Source organism: Sorangium sp. So ce1504, from assembly GCF_051521635.1.
Taxonomy (GTDB): Bacteria; Myxococcota_A; Polyangia; order Polyangiales; family Polyangiaceae; genus Sorangium; species Sorangium cellulosum_B.
Window position 1 is genome coordinate 1234466 of sequence record NZ_CP150365.1, and the last position, 12529, is coordinate 1246994.

General features: G+C 76.2%; 7 protein-coding genes. 2 read left to right on the top strand and 5 right to left on the bottom strand.

Translation table 11 applies throughout. The annotated features are described in order from the left end of the window. Positions 1–3: 3 nt before the first annotated feature. The 5 genes from WMF39_RS04635 to WMF39_RS04655 all read right to left on the bottom strand — a co-directional run bounded on the left by WMF39_RS04635 (position 4) and on the right by WMF39_RS04655 (position 9404). Positions 4–4233, bottom strand: a complete 4230-nt coding sequence (locus WMF39_RS04635; RefSeq protein WP_437744336.1) for a protein kinase domain-containing protein — start codon at positions 4231–4233, stop codon at positions 4–6. Between the two features lie 367 nt (positions 4234–4600). Continuing rightward, on the bottom strand, positions 4601–5242 hold the full coding sequence (locus WMF39_RS04640) for a tetratricopeptide repeat protein (protein WP_437744337.1): 642 nt from the start codon (positions 5240–5242) through the stop codon (positions 4601–4603). Then, positions 5242–6708 (bottom strand): serine/threonine-protein kinase, encoded by a 1467-nt coding sequence (locus WMF39_RS04645; protein WP_437744338.1) that lies wholly within the window; start codon positions 6706–6708, stop codon positions 5242–5244. Before WMF39_RS04645 ends, WMF39_RS04640 begins: the two co-directional genes overlap by 1 nt. Positions 6709–6840: 132 nt before the next feature. Next, a complete protein-coding gene (locus WMF39_RS04650; protein ID WP_437744339.1) occupies positions 6841–8265 on the bottom strand; it encodes a GDSL-type esterase/lipase family protein in 1425 nt (474 codons plus the stop codon). Next, positions 8262–9404 carry an SDR family oxidoreductase gene (locus WMF39_RS04655; RefSeq protein WP_437744340.1) on the bottom strand — a complete coding sequence of 381 codons (1143 nt, stop codon included), beginning with the start codon at positions 9402–9404 and terminating at the stop codon, positions 8262–8264. Before WMF39_RS04655 ends, WMF39_RS04650 begins: the two co-directional genes overlap by 4 nt. Positions 9405–9755: 351 nt before the next feature. Between WMF39_RS04655 and WMF39_RS04660 the strand changes: the two genes are divergently transcribed. Together WMF39_RS04660 and WMF39_RS04665 are read left to right on the top strand one after the other, a co-directional pair. Continuing rightward, positions 9756–11531, top strand: a complete 1776-nt coding sequence (locus tag WMF39_RS04660) for a hypothetical protein (RefSeq protein ID WP_437744341.1) — start codon at positions 9756–9758, stop codon at positions 11529–11531. Between the two features lie 5 nt (positions 11532–11536). Next, positions 11537–12472, top strand: a complete 936-nt coding sequence (locus WMF39_RS04665; RefSeq protein ID WP_437744342.1) for a 3D domain-containing protein — start codon at positions 11537–11539, stop codon at positions 12470–12472. Positions 12473–12529: the final 57 nt, after the last annotated feature.

Sequence of the window (12529 nt, forward strand, 5' to 3'; positions counted from 1 at the left end):
TGTTCAGATACCCGATGGGTTGTACTTCTTCTTGGGGGTGGGTTTGCCGGTCGTTGCCGGCTTGGGCGCAGGCTTCGCCGGCGTGGACGTCGTCCGGGGGCGCGCGGTCGACGGTGGGCGCGACGCCTGCGGCGCGGCGATGGGCTGCGCCGTCGCTGCCGCGGGCGCCTTGGCCGTCTGCGAAGGCGCCGGCTCCGCCGCGGGAGGCGTCGGCGAGGGCGCTGGCGCCGCCTCGGGAGGCGTCGACGACGCCTCGGGAGCGGGCGGCGACGCCGGCTCCGCCGCCTGAGGCTCCGCCGGCGAAACGGGCGCAGCCGGGACGGCCTCCGCTGCAGCCGCGGTGGCGGTGGTGTCGGCCGCCGCGGCCGCGGGCAACGCATCGACGCGCGCCTTGCCGATCTCCGGACGCGAGCGCTCGTCGCCGCCGCGCACGACCAGCGCGACGGCCCCGAGCGCCACGCAGAACATCGCCGCGCCAGCCACGATCAGCTGGAGCCGCTTGCGCCGCTCCCCGGTCTCGAATGATCGGTCGACCGCCGTGACCTCGCCGACGTCGTTGGCGAGGCTCCGCGAGCCGCGCCTCGCGAGGCGTTCGCTGAGCGCCGCGGCCCGGGACGCGGGCGGATCCGCCGCGGCGAGCACCTTCGTGGCGGGCACGCCGGCCGCCGGGAGGATCCGCTTGGCGGACGGGCCGAGCGGCTTGCCCTCGCGGGCGGCGGGCCGCGGGCTCACCGGCTCGGCCGGCTCGCCGGGCGCGACGTCGGCCTGCAGGGCGGGCGCGATGATGAGCCGCGGCGGCACCCCGGCAGGCTGCGCCGGCACGGCGATCTCTTCGAACGAGATCGGCTCCAGGCTGACCGGCGGCTCCTCGTCCTTCTCCGCGGTCGGTGACGCGGCCCCTCTGCTGGACGCCGGGCCGGCGCCGGCTGGCGCCGCTGGCGCAGGGGGAGACCCCGCCGCGGCGGCGGGAGCGCCCTCGCGCGAGCCCGCGCCGACGTCCGCCAGCGCAGCGTGGCCCTCCAGAGAGGCCCCGGGCCGACGCTCCGAGTTCACGGCCGCGCCTGCGTCGACGGCCGCGATCGCGTCGCGTAGCTCCTGCGCGCGCTTCGACTGGATCTCGCCGATCGCCTGCCGCACGAAGGCCGCCACGTCCTCGTCGGTCGTGGGCTCGCCGAGCGTCGACGCGACCTGATCGATGGCCCGCTGCATCTCCGCGCACGTCGAGAAGCGGCTCTCGGGGTCCTTCTCGAGCGCCTTGAGGATGATCCTGTCGAGCTCGGGGTGGATCGCTCCGTTCAGCTCGCGCGGGGGGAGCGGGTTCTTGATGGTGATGTTCTCGATGGTCGCGAGCTCGGTCTCGGCGCGGAAGGGGTGCAGCCCCGTCGTGAGCACGTACAGCAGCGCGCCGAGCGAGAAGATGTCGCTCCGGCGATCGATGGGGAGCCCGCCGAGTTGCTCCGGCGAGAGGTACGGCGTCTTCCCCTTGACGATGCCGCCAGCGCGCGTGACGTGCAGGCGCCCCTTCGACTTCGCCACGCCGAAGTCGACGATCTTCACGAACCCGGCGGTCGAGATGAGCACGTTCGCCGGCGAGATGTCCCGGTGGACGAGGTCGAGCAGCACGCCGCTGTCGTCGCGGAGCTCGTGCGCGTTGTGGAGCCCCGCGCAGATCTGCGAGGCGATGCGGAGCACGATCCGCTGCGGGATGCCCCCGAGCCGCTTCGCGGCCTTCTGCAGCGTGCCGGCCGTCTCGCCGTCGACCCACTCCATCACGATGTAGAGGACGTCGTCCTCCTCGCCGAGGTCGAGGATCTCGACCACGTTGGGGTGCCGGATCCGCGCCGCGACCCGCGCCTCGTCGAGGAACATCGACTCGAAGTCGGGGTCGTCGGAGACGTCGGGCAGCATCGTCTTGATGGCGACGATCTTCCTGAAGCCGCGGGTGCCCTGGAGGCGCGCGGCCCAGACGGCCGCCATCCCGCCCTTGGCGACCGGCATGAGGATCTCGTAGCGGCCGAGGGTGCTCCCCGGGCCCAGCTGGTCCACGGCCGACGCCGCGCGACCCCAGAGCTTGTTCGGGCCCTGCATCCCGGTCGGCGTGGCGACCGTCCTGCTGGAGGTCGATGCCGGACCGTTGCCGCGCGCGCCCTCCTGCGTCGCAGCCACCGCATGCGCCCCCCCCGGAGGCGCGGCCGCCGCCGGCGGGGGCGGCGGGGTCTTCGCTGCGACAGGGATGGCAGGCGCGGTGGCCGACGCGGGCGCGACGGGGGGCAGCGGCTGAGAGGGCTCGGCCGACGCGGCCGACGCGGGCGCAGCCGGCGGGAGGGGCGCCGACGGTGTCGTCGGCGCGCGGCTCGTGGCCGTCGCCAGAGGCGGCGCGGGCGTGGCGGCCGCGCGTGGCGCCGGCGTCACGGCGGGCACCACGGGCGTGCGGCGCGTCGCAGCGGCCGGCGGCGGCACAGGTACCCGAGGCGTCGGAGGGCTCGGCGTGAGCGCTGGCACGACGGCGGCAGGCGCTGCAGCGGCGATTTTGCCGTGCGTCTCGGGCTGCGCCGGCGACGCCGCGCGAGCCGGCGGCGGCGGGCGAGGTGGCCTCGGGGCCGGCCCTCCCGGGGCCGGCTTCGGCGCCGTCCCTTCGGCCGGTGTCGGCGTCGCCCGCGCCGCCACGAGGGGGTCGCCCAGATCGCCCGGGCGCGGCGCGGCGGGCCGCGCGGGCGGCTGCTCCTTCGCCGTGGCCGCCCCCGTCGCTGCGGCGCGCTCGGTGCTCGCCCCGGCGGCGGCGCGCTCCTCGGTCCCCTGGCCCGACAGCTCGATCCGCGGAAGGGTCTGCGCGGGACGCCGCGGCCCGGGCAGGTCGCGGGCGGGGACCTCGTCCACCGAGCCCCACCCGGCGTCGACGCTGGCGTGCGCCGCGTCGGTGCCCGCAGGTCCCGCGCCGTTCGACGCGCCTGCGCCGGCCGCTGGCTTGGCCCCAAGGCCGTTCTTTGGCGCGGCGGCGTCCTTCGTCGCCGTCGCGCCGCTCGTCGGGCGAACCTGGCTCGCGGCGATCGCGCCGCCCGCGGCCACCGGCGGCGCGCCAGGCGTCGCAGGGTTCGCGCGCGCGCGCGGCGACGGCGCGGTGATCGCCTGGCGCGGGCTGTCGCCGCGGGGGGAGAGCGCGCCGTCGGCCGCGGGGATCGCCACGCCCACCAGCGTCATCCCCCGCGCGCGCGGCGGCGGCCGCGGATCGTCCGCGCCAGCGGGGCTCGCCATGGCCGCCGCGATCATCGTCCTGCGCGGCTCGATCGTCTTGCCGGCCAGCCTGCTTACCGCCGCGGCCACGTCCTCATCCCCGGCGATCCGCCCTGCTCCCGCGGCCTCCAGCGCCGCGAGCATCGCCGAGGCGCTCTCGAAGCGGCGCGCCGGATCGCGCTCGAGCGCCGCCTGGACGACATCGACGACCTCGGCCGGGACGGCGCTCCCGGCGAGCCCCGCGAGCTGCGGGATCGGCGCCGACTGCACCTTCTGGATGACCGCAGCCTCCAGCTTCGACGAGAACAGCCGCTGCCGCGCGAGCAGCTCCCAGAGGACCACGCCGACCGAGAAGAGGTCCGCGCGCGGATCGAGCGGGGCTTCCGCGTGCGCTGCCATCGCCTTGACCCGCTCGGGCGCGGCATAGGCCAGCCGATCGGGGTTCCTCGTCCCCATGGGCGCGAGCCCGGCGATGGCCCGCGCGACGCCGAGCCCGCCGACCCGGGTGACGCCGTCGATGCCGACGGAGACGTGGATCGGGTTCAGCTCGCCGTGAACGAGCGGCGCCGGCTGCGCCGTGTGCGCGGACGCGAGCGCGCGCAGCACGTCGATCGCGATCCGGAGGGACACCGGCGGCGGCAGCCCCTCGGCGCCGGCCGCCGACACCAGCGCGCCCAGCGGCTCGCCCTCCACGTACTCCGAGACGATGAAGACCTCGCCGTCCGCGATGCGGGCGTCGAGCACCGAGAGCACGTTGGGGAAGCGGACCTGCTGCGCCATCCCGGCTTCGCGGAGGATGCTGTCGGCGGTCTCGGCCTTCTTCGTGAGGTGCCGGTAGATGCGCAGGATCGTGACGGGCGGCGCGCTCTTCGCCTCGCCCTCGTCGGAGGACGCCCGCGCCAGCCACGTGGAGCCGATGCCGCCGCCGGAGAGCTCTCTCAGCAGCTCATAGTTGCCGAGTCGCGAAGCAGAGCCCGCACCGGGCGGCCTGTCGAGCGCCATGGGATTCGCATGCTATCAGGACGTCAGAAGCTGGATCCAGCGTTCACGGCCGACGACTCGGCGAGTTTGGGCGTATCCGGAGCGCCCTGTCAGGTGGGCCTCGCATGGGATTCAAGCGGGCGCTGGACGGTCGGGCCAGCGCCGCGCGTGCGGCGAAATGCCACGTGCTCGCGAGATCTCGCCGGCGTGTGGGCGCTGCGCGCGCGGCCGGGCCCGCGACGAGCCGCAGGGCCGCGCGGCGAGGGCGCTCCTCGAAGGCGCGCCACCGCTGCGCGATCATGTCCGGAGCGAGGGGCGCGGGCCCCTCTGTTCACACACAGGTGCCCGGGTGTGGGGAGCTCGGTGTGGGCCGTCCAGGTCAGCGAGCTCAGGGGCGCGACACGCTGGACACGCGGAGCGCACTGGGGTGAACGGTCAGCGTCACGAACCTGGTTCGGCGCTCGTGGCTCGAGAAGGCGCTCGCGGCGACGGGGATCCCGTGCCGGAGCGCCACGGCGACGTGGGGGCCCGGATCGACCCGGATTGCCCGCGACGGCTGCGTCACCTCGCCGTCGAGCAGCAGGGTCACGCCGTCGGTCGCGCCGGCGAGGTTCAGCACGATCCTCGGCATCCGTCCCTCGAGGTCCTCGAGGCGCGCGTCGATCTCGGCGAGCACCCCCGGCGACGCCTTCCGCGCGTTCGCGTCTGCGATCGCGCGCGCGTTGTGGTACGTCCGCTCGGCCGTGCGCAGCCGGCCGAGCCGCTCGTGACAGAGGCCGATGTGGTACGTCACGTTCGCCGTCGGCCGCCGGCGGGCGATCGCCTCGAACCTGTCCAGCGCGTCGGCCCAGCGCCCCGCGATCTCGAGCGTCAGCCCCTGCGCGAACTGGAGCCTCAGCGCGCGCGTCGCGCTGTCGTCCTGCGCATGCAGCCAGGAGGGCGAGAGCAGCGCCCAGCAAACGAGCCCGAGCGCAGCGGCGCGCCGGCAGCGGCGTCGGCGAGGAGCGGTGATCGGTGCGGCGCTGGTCATCAGAACCCGGGGCTCGTGATGCGGGGTCGAGATGGCCCGCGCGGCGCTTGCCAGCGCGGGGGCTTGTCCTCGTAGGCCGACGAGACGTCGTCGCTGCCCGGGTCCCTCGCGGCGCGCTCGGGCGAGCCCGGCGCGCCGCCGCGGCTCGCCGCGTTCCGTGGCGGCGCGTCGCCGCTCGTCGCCTCGGGCGCGCTGGCGCCGCGCCGCCAGGCGGCGCCGCTGCCGGCGAAGGCCGTGGCCAGCACGGGGCGGAGGCTCTCGCGCGCCGCGCTCTCGGGCCCCGCGTCCGCCTGCTCCCGCAGCGCGGCCGAGCTGAGCGCCGCCGCGAGCGCCGCGGCGCCCGCGAGCCGGATCGCCAGGATCGTCCTCGCGCGGCGCGCCGCGCCCTGCGGGGCGGCGGCGCCCTGCGGGGCGGCGGCGCCCTGCGGGGCGGCGGCGCCCTGCGTGCGCCCGATCGTCGTCGCCTCCCGCCATCGAGGCGCCCGCGGCACCCGGGTCCAGAGCCGATCGAGGGCGCGAACGGCGAGCCTCGGGGGCGCGGCGAGCGCGCCGCGGGCTCGCGTCACCTCCCCGGGCCGCGAGCCTGCGGCCGGCGGCGAGAGGATCACGATCGGCGCGGGCGCGCTCGCGCCGAGATCGTCGAGCGCGCCCTGGAGATCCGCGCGCAGCGAGGCCGCGTCCGGGTAGCGCCGCGCCGGGTCCTTCTCGAGACACCGGCCGGCGATCTTCCGGAGGCGCGGCGGGATCGAGCTCGGCAGGGGCGCGGGCTCGGTCTCGAGGATGCGCCGGAGGACCGCGTGGTGGTTGCCTCCCGTGAACGGCTGCGCGCCGCTGAGCGCCTCGTAGAGCATGACGCCGACCGCCCAGAGATCGGCGCGCGCGTCGATGGTGCGCTTGCCGAGCACCTGCTCCGGGCTCATGTACGAGGGCGTCCCGAGCAGCTGCCCGTCGATGGTGATGGCGTCGCCCGCGCCCGTGAGCTGGCTGATGCCGAAGTCGACGATCTTCGGCACGATCCCCTCGCCGGGGACCGTCGCCATCATGATGTTCTCCGGCTTGATGTCGCGGTGTACGACGCCCTCGGCGTGAGCGGCCGAGAGCCCGCAGCACACCTCGATGAGGACGGGCACCACCTCCTCGGGCGGCAGCGGCCGGTTCGGCTGGAGGCGGTCAGCGAACGGCGAGCCCCGCAGGAGCTCCAGGGCCAGGAACAGGTAACCCTCGTCCTGGAGCTCGCCGGCGTCGACGACGCCGACGATGTTCCGGTGCTGGAACTTGCCGATGATCTTCGCCTCCCGGATGAAGCGCCCGACGACCTGCTCGTCCCGGAGCGCCGGGGACAGCTTGAGCGCCACGTCCCGGCCGATGAGCTCATGGCGCGCCCACCACACGCTCGACATCCCACCCGCGCCGATCTGCCGGATCAGCCGGAAGCGACCTCCTGCAACGTCCCCGGCATGAAGCATGTGCCCCCTTCGCCCATCGCGCGTGAGAAGCCTTCACGCCGATCGAGCAACGACAGCGGAAAGCACGAGCAAGGCCACCGGGCCGGCCGCCCGCCGTCGGCGTCGAACCGACCCCGGAGGCGGCGACGCTCGTCAGGGGCGATAGCGCTCCAGGATGTCGTTCGAGAGCTTCACGCCGAGCTCCTGGTAGCCGCGGAAGGTCAGGTGGACGCCGTCGCGCGACGCGCGCGGCGGGCGCTCGCGGTACCAGGTCTCGATCGAGCCCCTTCCGCCCATCGCCTGGTACGTGTCCCAGAACGCGCAGCCGCCCTCCCGCGCGGCGTCGCGCAGGACGTCTCGGACGACGGGCGTGCGCTCCGGCGCGTCCCTCCGGTCCGTCGGCGCGAGCACCAGGCAGTCGACGTCGGGCTCCACCCTGCGGGCGCGGGCGAGCAGCTCGGCGAGCTGCTTCGCGTAGAGGGAGGGATCCGTGGTGACGTCGCCCGCTTCGTTCGTGCCGTACTCGATCACGACGAGCTCCGGCGAGCGCCGCGCGAGCTCGGCGGCCCAGCCGAGCTCGCTCCACCGGAGCGGCGTCGCCAGGCGGGCGCCGTTGATGCCGAGCGTGTCGAGCACCACCCCGGCCCCGGCCTCCGGATCGCGCTCGACGACCAGCCCGCAGAGCTCGGCCCCGCCCGACGGCGCGACGCCGAGCTTCACCGCGCCCACGCTCGCCAGCCGCGTGTGCTGCAGCGCGCCGGGCGCCTCGCCCGCGGCCGCGCGGAGCACCTCGCTGGGGCCGCCCTCGATCGTCACCGCGACCTCGTCGGTGGGCGCGCTCGGGCGGAAGCACACGTCCCAGATCAGCCGCGCGGAAGGCGCCGCCGAGGTGAGCGAGATCTCCGCGCGCACCGGGGCCGTCTGCGCGCCGAAGAGGATGCCCCCGAGCCCGAAGACGCCGTCGTCGGCCGGCGTGGAGCCGCCCGGAGATTTCGGGCGGGTCCGCCACTTGCCGTCGGCCGTGAGCCGCGCGCCGTTGTGGCGGTAGGCGGCATAGCCGAGGTGCACGAAGCCGAGCCCGCCGTCGCCGAAGCGCCGCTGCAGCGCGGCGCGGACCGCGCCGCTCCAGAAGTCCGCCGCGGCGTGCGAGTCGCCGAGCCAGGCGATGCGCACGTGATCCTGGCGGCGACCCTGCTCGAGCGCGCGGAGCGCCGCGAAGAAGTGGGCGTAAGCCCCGTCCTCGGGGCGCAGCAGATCCAGCTCTGGCGGGCGCGCCGGCGCGGGCTCCGCGGGGCTCGGCGCGGCTGTTTTCGGGGCGGGGGCCTCTGCGAGGTGCGGCGGGGGCGAAGGCGCGGGCGGCGCGGATCCCACCTCGGGCGCGGGCGGCGCGACGTGCTCGCGCGTCGCGCTGCAGCCGAGCGCGGCGGCCTCGAGCAGCGCCGCGAGCAGCGCCGCGAGGGCGCGCCGCGACGCGGCGGAGAGGGGCCGCGCCGGCGCTCGCCGCCGCGGGGCGCGGCAGGACGCCGCGCGGCGCTCCGGGATCTGCGCGCGGGCTGCGGGGCGGGCTGCGCCCCTCACGACAGCGGATCCTCGATGTCGGGCTCGGCGTCCGCGCTGACCTCGATCTCCTGGCGCTCGCGCCGCTCGCGGACGCGCTCCTGGACGGCGCCGACGAGCACGTCGACGTACGACTCGAAGGGCGGGCACGCGATCCCCGCGGCCGTGAGCACGAGATCCGCGTTCCGGGCGTCGTAGCGCACCGGGGTCATCAGCTGCTCGACGAACGCGCGCGGGCTGCGGACGAAGCGCTCGATCCCGGGCGTACGGAGCAGCGCCTTGGCGAGGTTCGACGGGATGTGACCGCGCGCGGCGCGGCGGCCGCTCGCCCGCGCGATGAGATCGAAGACCCGCCGCGCCGACAGCGGGTGCGGATCGGTGACGTGGAGCGTGCGACCCGGCGCGAGGCGGTTCAGGCCGATCGCGTGCGTCGCGCGGACGACGTGGTCGATCGGGACGATGTTGAGCGGCACGTCGCCGCGGCCGGGCATCGGGATCGCCATGTCGGCCGGCGCTGCCATGATGAGCAGCACCAGGAGGTACAGGCCGTCGAGCCGGTCGATCTCCCCGGTCGTCGCGTCGCCCACCACCGTGGTCGGCCGGACGACCGCCGCCGGCACGTGGCGCATCGCCCGCCGCACGAGCACCTCCGCGCGCATCCGCGTCTCCTCCACGGGGTTGCGGAACGCCTGGCCGGCCTCGAGATCGTCCTCGTACACCATCCCCGTCCGGTCCCCCGCGACGAACGCGGTCGATTGATGGACGAGGCACTGGAGCGAGGTGCAGGCGCGGGCGAGCTCGATCACCTCGGCCGTCCCGACGACGTTCACGGCGTGCGCGGTGCCAGGGGCGGCCCCGGCGTGGCCCACGTGCGCGAGGTGATGGATCCGGTCGACCTCGCGGGCCAGCTGCCGGAACTCGGCGCCCGACAGCCCGAGATCCATCGCCGCGACGTCCCCCTCGAGCAGCACGAGGCGCTCGCGGTCCGCCGCCGGGAGCGCGTCCCGCTCCGCGCTGGCCTGCGCCGACGACTTCGCGATCACGACGGCGTACACGAGCGTGCGCGGCTCCGACGCGAGGATGTGCTGCAGCATCTTCCGCGCGATGAACTTGGGGAAGCCGGTGATGAGCACCACGCTGTCGTAGCCGGGGCGAGGCATCGGCTGGAGCTTACCGCAGCGGTGCGCCTGCTCCGCAGCTTTCCGCTGAGGCCGCCTCGGACCAGCGCAGGGGTGATGGGGGCAGCTGCCACGCTGCGCGCCGCTGTCCGGCCGGGGCGTGCACCCGCGGCTGCAGCCGAGCGCTTTCACCATCGGCGACCGCGGCCCGACGGTTCCTCGCTCGGTCGATGCGATGTGCCCGGGAGTCGCCTCCTCGCGCCTCCTCGCGCCTCCTCGCGCACGAGTCGCTCGGCGACGAGGACCTCACGTGCGTCGCCCGGCGCGCGCGCGGCGATTTTGCAGGTTCGTGGTCGATCGCGGCGGGAAGGCGCTACCGTTCGGGTCGTGATCGTGCGATCGACCTCTGCCGTGCGCCGCGGCGCTGCGGTGCTCCTGGCCATCGTCCTCGGCCTGAGCGCGGGCGCTCTGGGCTGCAAATCGCCTGGCGCGCCGTCCGACGCCGGCGCCGCGGCCCTGAGCCCCGTGCCCGCGCCGGCGGGGCTCGTCGCCGAGGCGTTCCTCCCGACGCCAGACGCCACGTGGGCCAAGGCGCGCGCCCTCGTCGGCGGCTCGGCGGCGCTCCTCCCGAGCAGCGCCGGCGCCCTCGCGGCGTCGCTGCTCGGCCTGCCCATCACCGTCGCGTCCGAGATCGACGGCGGGGTGCCGGTGCTCGGCGCGGCCGTGGAGGCCGCGGATGGGGCGCGCCCGCGGGCCGCGCTCGGCATCCACGTGAAGGACGGGGGACGCTTCGTCGACCAGCTCACGCGAGGCGAGGGGGCGCGCTTCCGCGCGAAGCCCGACGCGGCGACCGCGATCGCGCTGCTCGAGCCGCTCCAGGGCGCGAGCCCGGTGGCCCTCGGCGTCCTCGGCAACTACCTGCTCGTCGCGGAGACGCCGGGCGACCTGATCTCCCTGGGCCCCTACGTCGCGCGGACGATGCCTCAAGCGCAGGTGCCGAAGGAGGATCTCGCGGTCGAGATCCCGAGGGCCGCGCTCGAGGGCCCGGTGCTCAAGGCGGCTCGGAGCGCCTGGGACAAGGCGCGCGGGCCCGACGGCGCGCCGCGCGCCACCGCGGTGCCGCTCGGTCCGATGATCGAGAGCGCGCTCGCGATGCTCGGCGATCTCGAGCGAGCGCGCCTCACGCTGGTGCTGGACGAGAACGCGCACCTGCGCGTCTCCGGAACGCCGAAGGCAGGGGGTGGCCCGGCGTCGAAGGCGTCGGCCGATCTCGCCGTCGGCGACGTGAAGCCGCTGCTCGATCTGCCAGCCGACTCGCTCGTCGGGATCCTCGTCCGCGATCGGGCCGCGACGCGCGCCGAGAACGTGCCCAGGCTCGTCGACGCCCTCGCTGGGCTCGTCGAGGGCGACCTCCCGGCCGCGGAGCGGGAGCGGCTCGGCGCCGCGATCCGCGCGGCGTCGGACGCGCGCGGCGACTGGTTCGCCGGCGGGCTCCGCTTCGACGGCGCGGGTCCCACGGCGTTCGTGCGCGCCGCCGTGGGCGACCGGGCCAAGCTCGAGGCCTCCATCCAGGATCTCCTCGGGACCGCGGAGCTCCCGCCGTTCAAGGCCGCGCTGCAGCGCGAGGGGCTCCGGGTCTCCGCGGGCAAGGCGGCGCTTCCGCTGCTCGACGGCGACGTGCGGCGGGTGCGGTTCGAGCGGACCGCGGGGGCGAGCGCGCCCGCTGGCGTGGGAGGGGCGCCGGCGCGCAAGGGGCCGCAGGGCGGAAAGGGCGGGCCCGCCGCGCAGGGAGCGTCGCTTCCGCCGTCGTCGATCGAGCTGCTCTACCTGGTCCGCGACGACGGCCTCTTCGCGTCCGTCGGCAACGATCCGGGCGCGGGGCTCCGCAGCGTGGTCGGCGCGCTCCAGGGAGAGCGCCTCGGCGAGGTCCCGTCCATGAAGACCGCGCTGGCGCCGCTCGGCTCGGACATCGCGTTCGCGCTGGTGGTCGAGCCGCTGCGGCTCGTCGCGAGCCGCCTTGGCCAGCCGGGCGCGGGCGACACCGCGCCCGTGGTGATCGCGGCCGGCGCCGCGCCCGAGAGAGCCGGCTCACCCGCCGCGTTCTGGGCGCGCGCCGACGTCGCCGCCGCGGCGATCCGGGAGCTCGTCCGGCTCGGAGGCGCCTTTTGACGAGCGTGGCACGCGCGCGAGCGCTCGTCCTTGGCGGGATCCATGCGTTCCTGCTCGCGCTCCCCGCGGGGTGCGCGACCAAGGGGGGCGCCGACTGGGTCCACGACGGCTCGAGCGAGCCGCAGATCGCGCGCGGAGGCGGCGGCTGGCTCCACGAGCCCTCCCCGGACGACGGCGATCGCGACCGGCGCGCCAGCGCCGCTGTCGACGGCGCGCCGGGCGAGGCGCCCGGCGCGGCGCAGGCCGATCTGGGCGGCGCCGCGGGCGCGGCCTCCGCGCAGGGCGACCCCGCGATCCTCGTGCGAGAGCACGGCCGGCCCGCGCGCGCGACGCCGGCGTCACAGGCGGCGCCGGGGCTCGCGCCCGGGATGTTCCGGAACACCTACTACGACTTCCCGAGCGAGGGCGGAGGGCCGAAGGATGCGGTCCTCTACGACGCTGCCTGCGCGCCGCTCGCGAGCGTCCCGCGCGCGTTCCACGACCAGCTCTGCGTCCAGGGCAGCGGCCGGCTCGCTTCGGGTGACACGGTAAGCTTCGCGCGACGCGGCTGCGGGTGCGCCGATGTCTGCCCGCGCACCGGCCAGCAGGTCTGCTTCGAGCGGCTCGATCCGCGGCGGTTCCCGTACGGCCGCGGCGCGACCGGGCGCCCGATCACCCCGCTGCGCACGGTCGCGGTCGACTCGAGCGTCATTCCGCTCGGCACGTCCCTCTTCGTGCCCGAGCTCGTCGGGCTGCCGCTGCCGGGCGGGGGCCGACACGACGGGTGCTTCGTCGCCGAGGATCGCGGCATCAAGGTCGTCGGACGGCAGATCGACGTCTTCACCGGCGATCCTGCGGTCACCGCGCGCCTCAACGCGCTCTTTCCGTCGAACCGCGGCGTGCGCCCCGTGCTCGACGACGCGCGCTGTCGCGCGATCTTCGCCGCGCGGGGGGCCTCCTGAGCGCGGTCTCCCGCGGCGTCGCCGGGGGCGCCTGCGGAGGGAGCGCGAGGGACCGTA